The sequence below is a fragment of the Limnospira sp. PMC 289.06 genome (genome assembly GCF_032350395.1).
Lineage (GTDB): Bacteria > Cyanobacteriota > Cyanobacteriia > Cyanobacteriales > Microcoleaceae > Limnospira > Limnospira platensis.
Map to the genome: position 1 here is coordinate 1 of NZ_JARPLC010000104.1, position 17,335 is coordinate 17,335.

Annotated in this window: 15 protein-coding genes and 1 pseudogene; 4 read left to right on the top strand and 12 right to left on the bottom strand. The window is 43.7% G+C overall.

The window, feature by feature from the left end; genetic code table 11:
- The 6 genes from P5674_RS18070 to P5674_RS18095 form a co-directional block, all read right to left on the bottom strand.
- Nucleotides 1–395 (bottom strand): HAD hydrolase-like protein (locus tag P5674_RS18070; protein ID WP_315670172.1); only part of this gene is annotated, 395 nt, incomplete at its 3' end.
- Nucleotides 396–468: 73 nt separating this feature from the next.
- Nucleotides 469–1,032, bottom strand: coding sequence for a hypothetical protein (locus tag P5674_RS18075; protein WP_315670173.1), 564 nt, complete (start codon nucleotides 1,030–1,032; stop codon nucleotides 469–471).
- 477 nt (nucleotides 1,033–1,509) lie between these two features.
- Nucleotides 1,510–1,863 carry a DUF1257 domain-containing protein gene (locus tag P5674_RS18080; protein ID WP_006617969.1) on the bottom strand — a complete coding sequence of 118 codons (354 nt, stop codon included), beginning with the start codon at nucleotides 1,861–1,863 and terminating at the stop codon, nucleotides 1,510–1,512.
- A gap of 150 nt (nucleotides 1,864–2,013) precedes the next feature.
- The gene (ycf46, locus tag P5674_RS18085) at nucleotides 2,014–3,543 is read right to left on the bottom strand and encodes a stress-responsive protein Ycf46 (RefSeq protein ID WP_006617968.1); all 1,530 of its coding nucleotides are present in this window, start codon (nucleotides 3,541–3,543) and stop codon (nucleotides 2,014–2,016) included.
- A 109-nt stretch (nucleotides 3,544–3,652) separates the two neighbouring features.
- The gene (locus P5674_RS18090) at nucleotides 3,653–4,003 is read right to left on the bottom strand and encodes a hypothetical protein (RefSeq protein ID WP_014276565.1); all 351 of its coding nucleotides are present in this window, start codon (nucleotides 4,001–4,003) and stop codon (nucleotides 3,653–3,655) included.
- 182 nt (nucleotides 4,004–4,185) lie between these two features.
- Nucleotides 4,186–5,661: a hypothetical protein gene (locus P5674_RS18095; protein WP_062945902.1), complete on the bottom strand. Its 1,476-nt coding sequence runs from the start codon at nucleotides 5,659–5,661 to the stop codon at nucleotides 4,186–4,188.
- Nucleotides 5,662–5,947: 286 nt separating this feature from the next.
- Between P5674_RS18095 and P5674_RS18100 the strand changes: the two genes are divergently transcribed.
- Nucleotides 5,948–7,417, top strand: coding sequence for a phytoene desaturase (locus tag P5674_RS18100; RefSeq protein ID WP_006617965.1), 1,470 nt, complete (start codon nucleotides 5,948–5,950; stop codon nucleotides 7,415–7,417).
- A 60-nt stretch (nucleotides 7,418–7,477) separates the two neighbouring features.
- Entirely contained in the window at nucleotides 7,478–8,428 is a 951-nt protein-coding gene (locus P5674_RS18105) for a ribonuclease Z (protein WP_006617964.1), read from the top strand.
- Here P5674_RS18105 and P5674_RS18110 read toward each other — a convergent pair.
- Nucleotides 8,404–9,075 (bottom strand): N-acetylmannosamine-6-phosphate 2-epimerase, encoded by a 672-nt coding sequence (locus P5674_RS18110; protein WP_006617963.1) that lies wholly within the window; start codon nucleotides 9,073–9,075, stop codon nucleotides 8,404–8,406. The two genes, P5674_RS18105 and P5674_RS18110, sit on opposite strands and share 25 nt — an antisense overlap.
- Before the next feature lie 56 nt (nucleotides 9,076–9,131).
- On the bottom strand, nucleotides 9,132–11,003 hold the full coding sequence (locus tag P5674_RS18115; protein ID WP_006617962.1) for a hybrid sensor histidine kinase/response regulator: 1,872 nt from the start codon (nucleotides 11,001–11,003) through the stop codon (nucleotides 9,132–9,134).
- A 325-nt stretch (nucleotides 11,004–11,328) separates the two neighbouring features.
- On the opposite strand from P5674_RS18115, the gene P5674_RS18120 reads away from it, so the two are divergent.
- Nucleotides 11,329–12,477 carry a hypothetical protein gene (locus P5674_RS18120; RefSeq protein WP_006617961.1) on the top strand — a complete coding sequence of 383 codons (1,149 nt, stop codon included), beginning with the start codon at nucleotides 11,329–11,331 and terminating at the stop codon, nucleotides 12,475–12,477.
- A 36-nt stretch (nucleotides 12,478–12,513) separates the two neighbouring features.
- Here P5674_RS18120 and P5674_RS18125 read toward each other — a convergent pair whose 3' ends face one another.
- The 4 genes from P5674_RS18125 to P5674_RS18140 are packed head-to-tail and all read right to left on the bottom strand — an operon-like array spanning nucleotide 12,514 to nucleotide 16,936.
- Nucleotides 12,514–13,218 carry a DUF4340 domain-containing protein gene (locus tag P5674_RS18125; RefSeq protein ID WP_006617960.1) on the bottom strand — a complete coding sequence of 235 codons (705 nt, stop codon included), beginning with the start codon at nucleotides 13,216–13,218 and terminating at the stop codon, nucleotides 12,514–12,516.
- Nucleotides 13,219–13,244: 26 nt separating this feature from the next.
- Nucleotides 13,245–15,023, bottom strand: coding sequence for a GldG family protein (locus P5674_RS18130; RefSeq protein ID WP_014276560.1), 1,779 nt, complete (start codon nucleotides 15,021–15,023; stop codon nucleotides 13,245–13,247).
- 8 nt (nucleotides 15,024–15,031) lie between these two features.
- Entirely contained in the window at nucleotides 15,032–15,832 is an 801-nt protein-coding gene (locus P5674_RS18135; RefSeq protein ID WP_006616320.1) for an ABC transporter permease, read from the bottom strand.
- Nucleotides 15,833–15,889: 57 nt separating this feature from the next.
- Nucleotides 15,890–16,936: an ABC transporter ATP-binding protein gene (locus P5674_RS18140; protein ID WP_006616319.1), complete on the bottom strand. Its 1,047-nt coding sequence runs from the start codon at nucleotides 16,934–16,936 to the stop codon at nucleotides 15,890–15,892.
- Nucleotides 16,937–17,213: 277 nt separating this feature from the next.
- Between P5674_RS18140 and P5674_RS18145 the strand changes: the two are divergent.
- Nucleotides 17,214–17,335, top strand: a pseudogene (locus tag P5674_RS18145) (Uma2 family endonuclease); the annotation flags it as partial.

Genomic DNA, 17,335 nt, shown 5'->3' on the forward strand with positions numbered 1-17,335 from the left:
TATGAATCCAGACCATAGTGAGCCAATTTAGCCCTTCCCCCGGCTTCCATATTTCCGGTTAAAACCAAAGATAAAACATCCGTGCGCTGTTGCAAATTCTCCAAAATTTCCCGCACTCCCGCCAACACATATCCCCGACATCGCAGCAACATTTCGGGGAGATGTTTAATGTAGAGTTTCTGAAGTTGTTCGATATTTTCCGCCGTCGGTTCAAGATTGCACTTTTCTAAAATCCTGCTGCAAATATCCCAATCTGTCAATCCCGCCATATTCAAAGCTGACAAATCCGTGCGATCGCCTGTCAGTTCTGCGATCGCTACCTCCATCGACAGCCGCCCCGCCCCTTTAGTGTTTAAAAGCGTCCCGTCAATATCCCAAAATACAACCTTTTTCATCTGTTATGTTGACAATAATTGTTGTTTTTAGTGCAGTTTTATCGCGTCGTTGTCAGCGCCCACAAGCTGGTATTCAATACCATTTCTCTTCTTCAAAAATTTTACGTTTTAACCAACGAGGCATCTCCCATTCTGAAGTCCAGAGAATATTATGCTTTTCGCTGTAGGATTCAAATCCAACTTTTGACCAATATTTTCGTAGCAGTGACTGCCCTTTCTGTTTGGGATATTTGCCGGATAAGTCGTTAGTAGGAACTGGATGGCAACCCACAACTTCCCCCCAGGCGAAACCCTGTAAAAACATCGCCAATGCCTGCAAGCCGTAATCCATGCCCCGGTACTTGGGTTCAATGAAAACGCTATTTATGTAGAACAAGTAGCGACTATATTCTATGGCATCCTGACCTTCCTCTAAGAGAAAGAACGATGCAAAGTATGACAAGTCCGAGTTCATACAATCGGCGACAATTACGACCTCTCCTTGATTGTAATATAAATCGAACCGATGGGCTTGCATTCTGCCAATCTCAATGGGTTCCGGGTAATCTCCCGATGCCCATCTTTCCTCTAATTCTTCTTTTGATAAATCGATACTACCGTCAATTTTGACAGTAGTATCGATTCGGGTAACTTGCAAATCATCTAATTTAGAATAAGAAAGATCCAGGTTTGATAAATGAAAGGTTGATTCTAAGTGAAGTTCCATGGCTATGTTTCTTTTTTTACCATTACCTACCAGATTCTACCCTGGAGCTAGGGCTAATCAAGAATGGGTGATCGCGACGAATCTAGCCAACCGGCTCGGGTGTTCACGAGTATCCGGTCGATATCCCCAAATCAAACCGTTGTCAAGTTTTCAAATACTCCCTCTGCCATTTCCGTCTGCTGACGTTCAATTATAGCTCGTTCATCCCTTTTCATTTAATAGCTGATTTGGACCATATAAAGCCATGAAGTCAATGGGATAATCACCCCGTTGATGTTAATAAACCCGCCCAAAACCAAGATGGTAGCATGGTCAGGGCTGTTTCCATGGTTAAATTAACTAGCCACACAAAAAACGGGCTAACCCGTCATTATGGTTAACCCGCCAGCTTGGGAACGCTCAGAGATTCTATTTTTGAACAACCAGTTTGACGTTTGCGCCTTGGAGACCACGCTGTTTAACATCAGCCAAAGTCTTGTTAACGGCGTATTTTTGATTGATAGAGTTGATCAACTCAGTTTGGTTGTGTTTTTTAGCAACACCCCACAGGTCAGCGATCAAATCGTAGCTTCCATCGCTATTGCGAGACCAACCCAGGTCATACTCGCCATCAAGGACGGCAACCAAGTCGGCACGGACGCGCTGGCCGTTGTAACCGCGAACGTCAGCGTTGGAATTCACAGAGATACCCAGATCACGCAGAGAAGATTTCAGGATTTCGGCATCGGTGATCTTGGTACGCAGTGTGCTAAAGTGAGACATTTAGGTATCCTCCTAGTGGAACTAAAAACGAAACAACAACGGTTTTGATTTGAACTGTAATCGCTCTTCGTGGGATGCAAAGACGATTGTGATAGAAACTGCTAGCGAATATGCTAGCCTTTACTCCTGTTTGGACCAGGAGAAAGCCTGTTAGAACTCCATGCGCTGATATTCAGCGACGGAGGACGCAGCCGGTCGCGCCCGCTGTCTGGCCCAGTCTCGTAGCGCTGTGACCTGTTCCTTCATCGTTTTTGACAGGGGTAGGGTTGCCTTAATGGCGGCGATAATGTCAAGCTGCGTAAACTCGCGATCCTGAGCAAATGCCTCATACATGGCAGCGACTAAGGCTTGCTCAATTTCCGCTCCTGAGAAGCCTTCAGATATGGTAGAGAGCTGATCGATATCAAAGCGATCAATATCTGAGCGACGTTTGGAGAGGTGAATCTTAAAAATAGCTTGTCGTTCTTCCTTGGTGGGTAAGTCTACAAAAAAGATTTCGTCAAATCGTCCTTTTCTGAGGAACTCACCGGGAAGCCTTTCGACTCGGTTGGCGGTTGCCATAACGAACACGGGGGATTCTTTCTCTTGCATCCAGGTTAGGAATGAACCAAAGATGCGGCTAGATGTGCCACCGTCTGAATCAGCAGAGCCACTGCCTCCGGCAAAGGATTTGTCTAATTCATCGATGAATAGGATGGCTGGAGAAATGGATTCTGCCGTTTTGAGGGCGTTACGAAGGTTGGCTTCCGATCGCCCTACCATAGAGCCATCGTAGACCCGACCCATATCTAATCGCAACAGGGGTAAACCCCACAGCCTAGATGTAGTTTTAGCTATCAGGGATTTTCCACAACCGGGAATTCCCAAAATTAGCATCCCTTTGGGTTGGGGTAGACCATACTCTCTGGCTCGTTCGGTAAAGGCATTAGAACGCTGCTGTAACCAGTGTTTCAGCTCTTCTAAGCCCCCAACGGCATCAATGGTTTCATCAACATCTATGAACTCTAGGATGCCATTGCGCCGAATGAGTTGTTTTTTCTCAGACAGAACAATTTCAACCTCTTTATCAGTTAGCTTACCTGCAGTTACATGGGCTTTGCGGTAAACTTTCTCAGCTTCATCTTTTGTTAAACCTAGGGTAGCTTTCAGGAGTTTTTCCCTGGTTTCCGTGTTGATGCGCTTAGAACGGCTCTGCTCAAGTTGGGCAGACAGTACCTGATTGAGTTCTGTCATGTCCGGTAGGGGGAAGTCAAGGACCACTACTTCCTTTTCTAGCTCGATAGGTACTTCTTGCACTGGAGACATCAAGATGATTGTCTTGTTTGTGTTTTTGAAGTTAGCGATCGCATCGCGTAAACACCGGGTTACTTCTGGAGAATCCTTAAAGGGGTGCAAGTCCTTAAAGATGTAAATACTGCCACTAGCATTTGGCTCTCTGTGCCGAATTACCCATTCGATCGCCGATTGCGGTGATACCGTGTTAGACTGTACTGTGTTACGGGCTTGATCCTTGCTGTATTGGGTCAGTCCCCTTGTTACTGTCCAAACGTATACTTCCCGCTGGCGCTTCGAGTTCTGTGCAATGGTGGCGATCGCCTGCTCAGACCGCTCCTCCTCGAAAGTCACGAGGTAGATCAGAGGATATCGAGCTTCAATTAGGATACTAAGTTCTTCTTGCATAGTCCTCGATCCAGGGTAGAGACGGTACAACGTTTACTAATGGTGTTTCCCCATATCCGATTGTGAGCACGACATCGCACTATCATCGAAGCTAGGTTTTTTGACTTCCTCAACAGGGAACGAGTTCTTCTTCCCCTGTGTGGGCAGTGGTTGGACCCACTTCTCGCACTTGCGTAACCGAAATTTCTTCGTCCGACAGTACAGTGGGTTGGTTCTTGAGTGATACCAATTCGCCTTGGTCTATGACCACAGAACTGGCACACTCGGGACAGGCATAAACCTTGTGGCTATGTCCGCGTAGTCCTTCTAACTCATCTACGATTTCTGGGTGGGTGAGATAGAAGACAAGAGCTTTTTCAGCTAGAGCGGACATTGGTTCCGATTCAACTGCTGCCTTGATTTTGAGTTGGCGATGCAGTTGAGGTGGAATATAGAGTGTTACCTTTTGCTTACTTTGCATAGGACAGTGAACTTGTGTACCCGGGTATGTATGACAACATAGCGGGTATTTTTTGAGATGTCAAGCAGTTATGCTGCTATAACGTCAAACTTGTAATATTTCGTTACAATTATCCCCAAAAAAACCAAAAAACCACTGGTGGGGTGGGTAAATTGACGGCACAGGGCTGGGGTAGCGATCGCTCAGTTTCTCCTCCTGGGCCAGGGAATAGAGGGTTCAGCGACTAATTTTTGAGAGACAGCCCTCGCGCCGTAACGGTTGAGGTGGCTAGGGTCTACAAAATAATCGTATTGGGTGAGAGCCCTTTGGGAGAGGTCAACAAACAGGAACCCCTGCTGTCGGGAAAGGTATATCATCCGATCGCGGAATTGACGTTCCGCAGACCAGCGCACAGAGTCCAAATAGCCTTGGGTGAGGGGAAGGTTAACCAAGACTAGGGAAATATTGCGGCCGCGAGTAAAGGCGACGACAGAATCAAAGGCTCTCGCTTGTACTCCCTCTAGGTTAAATGATTGATAGTCTCCGTCATAGCGACCTGAGACATAAGGACGACGTTGATAATAGGTATTAGGATTATAGCGATCGCTTAGGGGTAGGAATCCTTGAGCATCAATGTTATCAAGAGATATGGGAGTGAGATTAACGGGCTGTTGTCCAGAGCGATAGACTAAATCTGTTAGTTCCCAGTCTGCTGATGAGTCCCCCATGATCGGATCTAAGGTGATATCCGGCTTGGCTTGGTAAAAATTGAATTTTGACCCCCTAGCCACACAAAGCGCTGGGAACTCGTGACAGGTGGTTGGGTAAGGTTGTGCTTGGGCTAGTTGGGGGCGGATACCAGAACCTATGCGTTGATGTCCCGCAGATGCTAAAACTGCTGCAAAGGTGCGATCAAAACGACCACTATTAAAGGCTCGCACTCCGTCAGCCCACAGAATCATCGGAGGTAAATGCTCTGGGGGTAAGATTTCCCTAATTAAATAGTTTACTAACTGGGCTGTAGCGCCGTTGATACCAAAGTTGAAAATTCTTAGGTTTCCGTAGCCTCTAGCTGTGAGGGAACGCTGCATTTGATTAGGATCTACTCCCTGAAGGGCGCGGGAACTGCCGACAATTAAAATGTCTGGCGTGCCAACAGTGCTTAAATAGGATAGATATAGTTCTAATTGGCGATCGAAAAGTTCGCTGTCAAAACTGGGAAAAGCGCTTACTGACCTACTTCTGGCGGCTTGTTGTTGGGAGTAGGTCAGGTTACGCATATACTCTACTACTTTTCTTTCGGCAAAGCTGCGCCGGGGACTGCGGGGTGGGACGGCTTGCATCCATGCTACGGCTTGCACCCATTGACGGGCTACTTCGTCCCAATCTTCCTTGCTGCGGGCGCTTTGGGCTAAATTGGAGGCTCTCAGAGCAAAACGCACTGATTCATCAAAGGGGTTGGTTTCGACGCAGTGATTGGATTTGGATATAATTTGATTGGCTGACCGGGCGATCGCATTGGGGACTGATTCTGATTCAGACACCTGGGCGGCGATCGCTTTTTCCGATACTTGGCTAAGTGTAGCCGACTGTTGAGACTGGGAACATCCAGCCATAAGTACCATCGGCAACAGGGCTAAAATTTGGGTGGTGAACCGGAGACTATAGAATCTACTCATCGATGTTTTGACAAATGACGCTGAATACAGACCAGTTGGGTTTTAACTTTTCCGTCTGGAGAAGCCACTAATTTTGATAAGGGTTTGATTTCCTATCTGCTTACCTAATTATGTCGGCTCAGGCTCCAATTGTGGGGAAGGATCGCCAAGGGCGATCGCACTCTTTAAGTTAGCTTAATTGGGAACCATTAGGCTCGGCTATTTGTAAACGTCTCTATTTACCACTTGTTTATCATTACATATTTTAGGATATTATGGTAACTATTAACTGGAATTGACTAGACTCATGAATATTATCATTATTGGGAGTGGCTTAGGCGGACTGGCGGCGGGGATTCGGTTACAGGCTTTAGGTCATCAAGTAACTATTCTGGAGAAGCGAGATAAACCCGGAGGGCGGGCTTATTGCTATCAGCAGGATGGTTTTACCTTTGATGGTGGTCCTACCATTATTACCGCACCTGGGTTAATTGAGGATTTATTTACTTTAGCCGATCGCTCCATGTCTGATTATGTAAAATTAGTCAAACTTGACCCTTTTTATCGGGTCAGATTTACCGATAGTTCAGTATTTAACTATAATGATAATTATCAGGAACTTATCGAGCAAATTCGAGAGTTTAATCCTGGAGATGTACAGGGATATCAACAATTCTGTCGGGCGGCGGATTTAGTCTTTAGTAAAGGATTGCCTTTGATGACTAAACCTTTTCATAAATTTAGGGAGATGCTCAAAGTTGCGCCAGCCATGATACAACTTCAATCCTATAAATCCGTGGCGGGATTTGTGAATCAATATATACAGGATGAACGGTTGCGCCAGGTGTTTAGTTTTCATCCTTTATTGATTGGTGGAAATCCTTTTAATAGTACATCGATTTATGCCATGATTCATAAACTTGAACAGGTTTTTGGGATTTGGTTTGCTATGGGGGGGACGGGTGCTTTGGTGGCGGCTTTGGTGCGACTTTTTGAGGAGATAGGGGGGGTTTTATGTCTCAATGCGGAAGTTGAGGAAATTGTGATTGATGAAGACACCAGAAAAGCCAAAGGCGTGATTTTGAAGAGCCAGGAAATGTTAGAAGCTGAGGCGGTAGTGAGTAATGGTGATGTGGCGTTTACTTATCTCAATTTAATCTCACCCAAATTTAGGAGAAAATATAGCGATCGCCAAATTAAAAGCCTGCGCCATTCAATTTCTCTATTTGTAGTTTACTTTGGCACCAATAGACGTTATAATAATATGGCACACCATGAAATTATCATGGGGCCGAATTATCGAGAATTAATGGATGATTTGTTTAGGCGAAAACACCTATCATCAGATTTTTCTCTGTATTTACACCGTCCTACTGCCACTGATCCATCCTTAGCGCCAGCGGGTTGTGATTGTTGGTATGTGCTATCTCCAGTTCCTAATTTAGCAGGAGATACGGACTGGAAAATCATGGCAAAACCCTATCGCGATCGCTTAATTCAATTTTTAGAAAATCAATATATGCCCAATTTATCCCAACATATTGTCACCGAAAATTATATAGACCCTCTGCATTTTCAAAACACCCTAAACAGCTATTTAGGAAGTGCATTTTCCCTAGAACCAACCTTAATGCAGTCGGCTTGGTTTCGTCCCCATAATGTGAGTGAAGATATCCCTAATCTGTATTTTGTCGGGGCGGGAACTCATCCAGGCGCTGGTATTCCCGGAGTGATAAGTTCGGCTAAAATTGTATCTGATTTAGTGGGGAAAGCGTGATTTTTAAACCGGACACAAATTAACTAAAATCGCCAAGCTGAAATTAAAGGAGTAGCCATTTTGCAGATTACATTTTTAGGCACAAGTTCAGGAGTTCCCACGCGATCGCGAAATGTTTCGAGTATCGCCCTACGTCTTCCCCAAAGGGCAGAACTTTGGTTATTTGACTGCGGAGAAGGAACCCAACATCAGTTTTTGCGTAGTGAATTAAAAGTCAGCCAACTGAGTCGTATTTTCATCACCCATATGCACGGTGATCATATTTTTGGTTTAATGGGATTACTAGCCACCTGTGGTTTAGCCGGAAATGCTAACCGCATAGATATCTACGGACCCCCTGAATTAGAAGATTACTTAAAATCCTGCACTCGCTATTCTCAAACCCACTTTTCTTATCCGGTAAAAGTCCATCGCGTTAAACCGGGAATAATTTACGAAGACGAGGAATATATTGTCAGTTGTGGACCTCTCAAACATCGAGTTCCCGCCTTTGGATATCGGATCGAAGAAAAGGATCGCCCCGGACGTTTTTATGTCGAAAAAGCTCAAGCCTTGGGGATTCCACCCGGACCGATTTATGGTAAACTGAAAAATGGGGAAATCGTCACCCTTCCAGATGGTCGTCAAATTAATGGTTCTGCTCTTTGTGGAAAACCAGAAATCGGCCGTAAATTCGTTTATTGTACGGATACCGTCTTGTGTGATGGGGCGATCGAATTAGCTGATGGTGCGGATGTTCTCATACATGAGGCTACATTTTCTCATCTTGATGCTGACATGGCATTTCAGCGACTGCATTCTACCTCTACAATGGCGGCGCAGGTGGCTTTGGCTGCGGGGGTCAAAACTCTATTAATGACGCATTTTAGCCCCCGCTATGCACCGGGAAATGATATAGTTTTGGAGGATTTGTTAAAGGAAGCTAGGGCAATTTTTCCCAATACCAAAATGGCCTATGATTTTATGAGTTATGACATTCCCAGAAATCAGGAATTAGTAATAGCTTCTTGAAATCCCTGTACTAGGTAATCAATACCAGTAATAGCTGTTCCGACCACGATCGCATTAGCGCCTAAAGCGATCGCCTGTTTAGCTAAAGTCGGGGAACTAATACCCCCCTCGCAAATTACCGGACAATCAAGCTGTTTAACCAATTGACTAAGAAGTTCAAAACCTGGGGGCGATAGGTGTTTAGTCGCCTCTGTGTAGCCATAGAGAGTGGTTCCCACACAGTCCGCCCCCGCTTCAACCGCTGCTATTGCTGCTGCTAAAGTATCTATATCAGCCATCACTGGTTTAGCTAATTTTTGATGAATTTGGGCGATTAAAGATGCCACAGTTTCCCCGTCTGGGCGGTTTCTTAAAGTCGCATCAATGGCAATAATATCAGCCCCAGCTTGAGCGATCGCCGCCGCCTCTTCAAACCGAGGTGTAATATAAACAGAAAACCCCGGAAATTGTCGTTTCCATAGCCCGATAATGGGTTGAGCGACCTGTTGGCGCACCGCCGCGATATGGGCGGGGGTATCAATTCGCACCCCTACCGCCCCCCGTTTAACTGCCGTTTTGGCGATCGCTGCGATAATTTCCGGGTCATGTAAGGGGGAGTCAACAGGGGCTTGACAAGATACAATTAAGCCAGACGGAAGGGTTAACATAGATATTTTTTAGATACCAATAATCCTGGTTAAATTATAACAGCTATTGCATCAATTTAATCCTCATAATTTTTGCCCAGGTTTAAGGATTCGATTTGATTCAGTAGTTGATTAGGTAATATAGGTTTATTCAAACATTTATCAACCCCGAATTGTAAGGATTGTTCCTGTTCATCGCTGTTGGTAGTAAGGGCAACAATTTTAATTTTCTGGGTAGTGGCATCTTCCCTAAGATGACGAACAATATCATAACCATCTTGTCCTGAAATATGTAAATCCATCAAAATCGCATCTGGTTTAAGAAGTTCAATAGTTGCCAAAGCCGTTAAACCATCCATCAACCATACCACTTGATAACCGGCTGCTGTTAGTAATTCACAGATTAAAGTCGCGGTTTCCTCATCATCTTCAATCAAGACCAATCTACCTTGAGGACTATCTGTATACATAGACGGCAGAGAGGTTTTGTAGTTAGAATTATTTTTGTCAATTAAAGGTTGAATAGGGATGTAAACCGTAAATTTAGTACCTAAGCCAATGACCGATTCAAATTGAATGCTACCGCCATGTAACTCCACCAATTGCTTAGTCAAAGCCAACCCTAAACCCGTGCCACCATATTGGCGGCGGTAGGGAGAATCTAATTGTTGAAACTTCTCGAATAATAGGGATTGTTGTTCTTTAGAAATGCCAATACCAGTATCTTTAACTTGAAAGATAGCCATTTTGTCTTTCCGGGAAACTGTGAGGGTGACGCGACCACCTTTAGGGGTAAACTTAATAGCATTACTTAATAGGTTGAGCAAAATTTGTCTAACCCGGCGATAGTCTGCCCGAAAAAGGTCTTGATCAACCTTCATTTTTAAGTAGAGATTCACTCCTTTTTCTTTGGCAAAATCTCGCAAAGTATGTAAACATTGTTGCGCCATTTTTCCCAGGGAGAATTGGCTAATTTTTAGGACGGTTTTACCAGATTCAACTTGGGAGAGATCGAGAATATCATTAATCAAAGCCAGTAGATTTTCGCCGCTATCGTGAATAGTTTGCAGATAATGTTTTTGCTTTTCTAGGGGTAGGGCGGGAAAATTCTCAGGCTGACTATATAACCTCAATAAAGTCGATGAAATGCCAATTACATGGGTAAGCGGTGTTCGTAATTCATGACTCATAGTGGCTAAAAATTCACTTTTAGCACGGTTAGCACATTGAGCGGCTAAGAGGGCATCATGAAGGGCTTGGGTGCGTTCTTTAACCCGTCTTTCTAAGGTTTGTTTTTGTTGCTGAACTTGGGCGTACAGTTGGGCTTGATAGATAGCGATCGATAGATGTTGAGTAATTTTACTAATAAATTTTTGCTCGGTTTCTTTCCATTGACGATCGCTAAAACACTGATGAGCAATTAATAGACCCCAAAGCTGTTTTTGTACTAAAATTGGAGCCACCAGTTGCGCCATAACCTGCTTTTGTTGTAAAATCGCATACAATTCCGGGGATGACTGATAGTGCAGTTTAATATTAGGGATGCAATGGATGATAGATTTTTGATAGTATTGTTGACATTCGGGAACTTGAGCAAAGCAGCGATCGGCTTGTTCCCAGTCTAGGAGTGAGGCGATCGCATCAGAGGATTTAGCCTCATAGGTAATACTTCCGTGAATCGGATCATGGCGATCGGCTTCTGGGGTGGGGATTTCGGTATTTAAGTCGGGTTCTTCTAATTCAGGAGATAGGTCTTTAGGATGATCACCGGTCTGGACATGATAGGTGTTTAACTGATAAATCACCAGACGATCAACCTGCAAAAATTCGCGCAACTGTTCGACTGCGGTTGACAAAATTACCGACAGGTCAAGACTCTGGCGAATCTGGGTCGTCACTTGATTTAAAAGTCGCTCTCTTTCCAGTTGCTTATTTAGGGAATCATCCACAGGCTTAGTAAATATTGCGATCGCACAGATTTAAGCAAACACAGATTTTTGCTGTACACTCTAAAGATAGCACCAAACCACTCTACCTCATTTAGATCGCTTCTGATCAGGGTTCGATTCAGGGTTTTTCTCTCTCCATGTGGCTGATGTAGGCGTTTTCAGGGTCAGATTTGTTGCAATATTGTTTTAATATTTTGTGTAATAGTGGCTATCAGATTCTCTGGTAGGCTGATCCACTTTTTTGACCTCAACGATTAAGCCTATCTCCAATGGCGATCACAGCTTGGACCTGGTTTGATTGTATTTGTCTAAAAAATATAACTTTATGACTCAGCAATTATCCCTCACCCTTAACTCAACTCTCGCCGACCTAGCATCCCATAATTATCAGGTTAGTTCGGTGACTAGATCAGATATTGTAGCTAAAGAACTCTACCAAAATCCCGAACTTCCCGGTGTATTAATTATCGACGATTCCGAATTAATAGGGATGATTTCCCGCAGCAAATTTTTAGAAAAAATCTATTTACCTAATTGGGAGGAAATCTACAGCAACCACCCCATTCAGAAACTCTTAGATTTTACCCGGATTCCTCCCCTGATGTTGTCGTCAGATACGCCCATTAATGAAGCAGTACAACTGGCGATGAATCGGTCTATTAATCTGATTTATGAGCCTATTGTCCTCATCTGTGATCACCATGAATTTCGGTTGATAGATTTTCGGATTCTTTGTCAAGCCCAAACCTTAATTTTACAGAAATCTCGTCAAATAATTGAACAGCAAGAACAGACAAAGCAGAAGTATTTTAACCTGTTAAATCAGGAAAAACAACGGATTAATGAGGCGAATCATAATCTCAATATTGAGAAAAATATTATGAAAAAGCTATATCAAAGTCGTTTTATAGAAAGAGAAAATGCCATTAATCAACATTATCAAAAAATCCTCAAAATTTATCAAGAAATTGTCCAGACTGGTCGGCTGGTTTCTAAGGAAAGTCATCGCGAATTTCATGCAATTTTTATCGGCGCTAATTCTATTCATAAAAATTCGGAAGATTTAGAGTCAGTGATTAAAAATATTTCTAGGGATTTGGAAACTATTAATTCCGCTTCGACAATTATGGCGGAAATTGTCCAAAAAGTCCGATATCTCTCGGTACAGGCTTCGGTTTTAACTTATCAACAAAGTTCGACTAATCAAACAGTTTTAAGTCAAATTAACCTAGAAATGAATCGACTGGTTAAACAAACTCTTGATTTAAGCCAACAAATGAATAATGTTTCTAGTCATTTTAAAGTTCATATTAATAACCTGAAAGATATCGCTCATAAAGAAGACGAAGTTACCCGCAAAATGATTTTAAACACTCAACGCGCTGAAATGGCGATCGCTGAATTGGATCAACTACTAGAAAACCCTAATCTAGGTTTAACTAATCTAATTCCGAACCTATCGAATAATAATTAATTGCATATAGTTAATACAGTCGGCTACTATCTGATTTTATGTTTCTGGGGTGTCAACTTCTTCTGTCTCCACTTCGGTGGGAGTTTCCGTAGGAGTTTCCGTGGGAGTTTCCGTGGGAGTTTCTGGAGATAATAAATCTTCGGAATCTTTAGCCATAATCCACTCATATAGGGGGTGACTAATAGCATCTCGCGCCGTCTTAGAAATTACTAAAATCGAGATATTTTCTGGTAAAGTTTCGGGAGGATTGGTCATTGCATAAATTGCATCACCACTAAAATCAGACTTACCCAAAACTAGGCGATGAGTAGTTTCATCTCGTAGTTGAATTTGGATCGAATCTTGAGGATCAACCAATCCATAATCCTCTAATTGTGATTTAGAAATGGTTAATTTCCTAATACCTGAGTTAGGATTAGATGCAATTCTCTGGCTATTTACCAATTGATTTAAAACGGCATTCACCCTCGCAATATTAGCGGGATATTCCATAGGTTCAAGCATTTTCCAGGGGGTGATTGCATCAGTTTCATCTTCCCCAACTCGTTGAATTTTTAAAGTGCGATCGCCTGTTTCTATAACCAGAGATTGGATATCATCTTGAGAAACATCAAAAATCCGATCTTGTCTAGCTTGGATTTCTTGCTGTTGAGATTTTCCGCGAATTTCTACCACATAAACACCCCCCGCTAATACCAAAGCAATAATCATTAAAATCCGGGTTGATTGCTGCAATTTCATAACTAAACCTCCACATCAATGCCATTTTATCGTCGCCGCCACCAGAGGAAAGCTGATACAGCAAATCCCATGAACGGGAAAATCACTAAAGCCATCCAACTTAACAACCGACCTAATGGGGGAGTCATCAAAATCCGACGGCTAGTAACAGATTTAACCCCGATAGATAACACTTCTTGGTCTGGTTGACTCAGCCAAACAATAGTATTTACAAATATATCTCTATTGAGTTGTTGTTCAAGCCAGCCATCAGTCGCAAATTGAGAGTTTCCGAATACTACCAGTCTGGCTTCTTGAGCAGTGGCTGTGGTTTCCTCGGTGTCTGTGGTTTCCTCAGTTTCCGCAGTTTCCGCAGTTTCCTCAGTTTCCTCAGTTTCCGCAGTTTCCGCAGTTTCCGCAGTTTCGGTAGTTTCCACAGTTTCCGCCGTGGGAGTTTCCGCAGTTTCGGTAGTTTCCGCAGTTTCCGCCGTGGGAGTTTCTGTGGTTTCCTCAGTTTCGGTAGTTTCCGCCGTGGGAGTTTCTTGGGGGTTTAAAACTCGGGTTAAAGCCACTCCCAAAGATAGAGGACCTTCGCGATCTGTTTCCGGGTTAAATTCTAATCTTCCCTCTACTAAATTACTTTCCGCCCAACTTTGTGTATCTGTCCAAATTATGGGAGTTTCAGTAATTCCGTCTACGGGGCGAGTTTCCACAGGACGCGCTGACGGAAACAGAGATATATTATTACCAAAATCTCTAGTAATAGGATGATCGCCATATTCGCGGACAATGGGAACTGTGAGACCTAAACCAACTAATCGACCGCTACCAGTTGCGTCAATAGCAATGCGATCGTCTAATTTTACTCCCCATTTATCCAATAAATTATCTAACCCTGGGTCAGTTTTCGGGTCTAGCATTAATAGCAAACCGCCGCCATTGTCAAGGAAATCAATTAAGGCGTTAACTTCCCCTTCAAATAGCCTTTGTTGAGGACCTGCTACCACAATCACATTGGCATTTTCGGGAATTCCTGTGGCTTGTGCTAGGTTGAGAGGTTCAACTACAAAGTTTCTTTCTTTGAGACTATCAACAGCCTGTTGAAAGCCTCCTTGTCCGGCTTGAAGTGGTCTTTGTCCGTGACCTTGGAGGAAATAAATTTGGGAAGTGCGATCGCTAAAAATTTGTTCAATACTATTAGTTAATGTAACTTCCGTTAGTGGTTGTCTTCCTTCCCGGCGAATAAGTTGGCGACGGCTTCCGGCTTCCAGATGAATTTCACCAAAATTTCTCACCCCAAATTCTTGGGCTAGACCTGGTTGCATTTGTGGATCAATAAACTCGTAACTAAATAAGGCTGGGTTCTTTTCTCGGTAGCGGTCTAATAATGATTTAGTTTGAGGATTTTGGGTCGGGTCAAATACCCAAACTTTTAAGGGTTCAGGAAGGTTGGTAACGATAGTTTGGGTTTGGGGTGCGAGGGTAAATTGTTGATTTTCAGTTAAGTCAATGCGAACTGGGTTCCGTACTGCAATAATATTAATTGAGGCGATAATTACAATCACGGAAACTGTTGCCACTAGGGCGTTAGTCCCGGCTTGAGTAGACCTACGATTCTTTAATCGTTTGTCTTTTAGGTCAGTTTCCCAATAACCTTTTAGGGCTAACCACACCCCGATAATTACCACCCCAGTGATGATTAAAGCTAGGGGAACTGGCTGCCATATTCCCGATACGAAACCCGCTGATAAACCAGCGATCGCAATCATGGGACCTAGCCAAAATGAGTATTTAAAAACTTGCCAAAGAATTCGATTTTTTTTCATAAAACATTTTACGATCGCTGAAAGCGAAACGCATCAATAGACTGGGCGGTGAGAAACACCCCTAACACTACATAACTCCCAAATAACACCAAACTCCTGATCTCAATAACTCCTTGTACTAAATTAGTATAATTAGAGATTAATGATAAATGGGAGAGAGCATCTCCTAGGGGTCCTCCTACAGCTTGACCAATGATATCGACAACCCATAAAAATAGCACTAAGGCAAAAGTACCGATCGCCGAAAGTAAGGTGCTATCGGTTAGGGAAGAAATAAACATTCCCAGGGATAACACACCAGCAGCCAGCAAAATTAACCCCAGATGAGAGACTATCATAATCCCCGGAGACATGGGAGGGCTAGATACGCTCAAGGCGATCGCCTGTAGCACAAACAGCGGTAAAATCATGGTACTATAGAAGGTGATAACTCCTAGTAATTTTCCCGTAGCTACTCCCCAGTTAGTAATCGGAGAAGTCGCCAACAGTTCTAGGGTTCCGCGTTTGCGTTCTTCTGCATATAATCCCATTGATAACATAGGCAGCACAAACAGAGATATGGTTCCCATAAGCCTCAAAAATACTTGCAGAAACTCATAGGATAAATCAATGGGCGGTTCCGTTAAACCCATTTGATCTCTCAAAGCTACTTGTTGAATCAGTCCATCAGGTCCTAACAGAATAGCGATCAAAAAGTATCCAGTTAGTAGCCAAAAAATTCCGGCGATCGCATAAGCCAACGGAGAGGCAAAATATCCCTGGAGTTCTTTGCGATAGATGGCGATGATATTACTAAAAACGACTAGCATAGTTTAATATCAGTTTAAAGTTTAAGCAGAACCGGAGCAATCATCCGTAGCTAACTATTAATTATCAACTGTTTCTTCTTCTGGCTGGTCTTCTTCTAGCTGGTCTTTGGCTATCTCCTCAGACTCGGGTTCATCCTCAGAAGGCGATCGGGTGATCGTCACTTCTTCTTGGGAGGTAAGAGTTAGGAAAACATCCTCTAAACTAGCACGAGTGCGCCGCATTTCATGAACTTTTATTCCCTCAGTCACACAGGCTGCTATCAGCTCAGGTCCGGGTTCCCTGGTAGTTTCACAGACAACCTGTAACCGCTGGCGTGGTTCAGTGGGAGATGTTGGTAATAGGTCAACTATTTTGACTCCAGGAACTGCTAACAGAGAGTTTAGGGTTTCCGCTTCTATTTCTCCCTCTACTTCTATCTCATACCCTGCTCCCGCCGTCAACTTCTCCATAAGATTCTCTGGAGTTCCGGTCGCTACAATTTGACCCTTATTGATAATTACCACCTGGCTACAGGTCATGCTTACTTCAGGTAAAATATGGGTAGATAGGATAATCGTATGGTCTCCGGCTAGACTCTTGATTAAATTCCGCACTTCGATGATTTGGCGCGGATCTAACCCCACTGTCGGCTCGTCTAACACTATCACAGGTGGATCATGCACGATCGCCTGAGCTATTCCCACCCGCTGACGATAGCCTTTAGATAGTTTACGAATTAGACTCCGGCGGCGATCCAATATACCGCAGCGTTCCATAGCCGCTTCTACTCGTAAAGGGCGATCGCCCGCCGCCACCCGTTTAATCCTCGCCACAAAATGCAGAAAACCCTCAACCGTCATATCAGGGTACAATGGGGGTGTTTCCGGCAGGTAGCCAATTCTCTCCCGCACCGCCATTGATTGTTCGTGGACTTCATATCCAGCAATTCGGGCTGTTCCATTTGTGGCTGGTAAATAGCCTGATAAAATACGGAGAGTGGTAGTCTTTCCTGCGCCATTGGGTCCCAAAAACCCTAAGATTTCCCCCGCTTTCACAGAAAAGGATACATCCTCAATGGCTGGAGTTGTGCCATAAATTTTGCACAGATTCTCAACTTCAATCATGGGTTATGTGCTATCGGTCTGGGAATAATCACCTTTAACATTAACTGATTTCGGGACTTTCCTGATTATTTCTTGGTTCAGTTTTCCCCTCTTGCTTCTTGTGTTGATTTTTTAGTCATGAGTATAGCTACGCCACCCTGGTAGATTTAATCTAGGCGATCGCTCCTCCCCTTGTCAACCCCTAATTATTCCTTAAAGGCGACGATGTTAGTTTTAACGGTGTTTCACAATAGGCGTAGACCCTCTCAAACCCTATCAAAATGCTATACTATTTGCCATAAACTGCGATGAGAAACTACTGACTATGACCATCGCCCAATCATCAGAACAGGGAATTACTACCCTTCCCGATCATACCCAACTCCCCGACTCCGACGGTACTTTTGTGAAAAACTTTCG

Excerpts from the sequence above, each read along its gene's own strand:
- P5674_RS18110 (WP_006617963.1), bottom strand. The coding sequence starts at position 9,075 with ATGTTAACCCTTCCGTCTGGCTTAATTGTATCTTGTCAAGCCCCTGTT.
- ycf46 (WP_006617968.1), bottom strand. The coding sequence starts at position 3,543 with ATGCAAGAAGAACTTAGTATCCTAATTGAAGCTCGATATCCTCTGATC.
- P5674_RS18090 (WP_014276565.1), bottom strand. The coding sequence starts at position 4,003 with ATGCAAAGTAAGCAAAAGGTAACACTCTATATTCCACCTCAACTGCAT.
- P5674_RS18080 (WP_006617969.1), bottom strand. The coding sequence starts at position 1,863 with ATGTCTCACTTTAGCACACTGCGTACCAAGATCACCGATGCCGAAATC.
- P5674_RS18130 (WP_014276560.1), bottom strand. The coding sequence starts at position 15,023 with ATGAAAAAAAATCGAATTCTTTGGCAAGTTTTTAAATACTCATTTTGG.
- P5674_RS18135 (WP_006616320.1), bottom strand. The coding sequence starts at position 15,832 with ATGCTAGTCGTTTTTAGTAATATCATCGCCATCTATCGCAAAGAACTC.
- P5674_RS18140 (WP_006616319.1), bottom strand. The coding sequence starts at position 16,936 with ATGATTGAAGTTGAGAATCTGTGCAAAATTTATGGCACAACTCCAGCC.
- P5674_RS18100 (WP_006617965.1), top strand. The coding sequence starts at position 5,948 with ATGAATATTATCATTATTGGGAGTGGCTTAGGCGGACTGGCGGCGGGG.
- P5674_RS18125 (WP_006617960.1), bottom strand. The coding sequence starts at position 13,218 with ATGAAATTGCAGCAATCAACCCGGATTTTAATGATTATTGCTTTGGTA.
- P5674_RS18095 (WP_062945902.1), bottom strand. The coding sequence starts at position 5,661 with ATGAGTAGATTCTATAGTCTCCGGTTCACCACCCAAATTTTAGCCCTG.
- P5674_RS18120 (WP_006617961.1), top strand. The coding sequence starts at position 11,329 with ATGACTCAGCAATTATCCCTCACCCTTAACTCAACTCTCGCCGACCTA.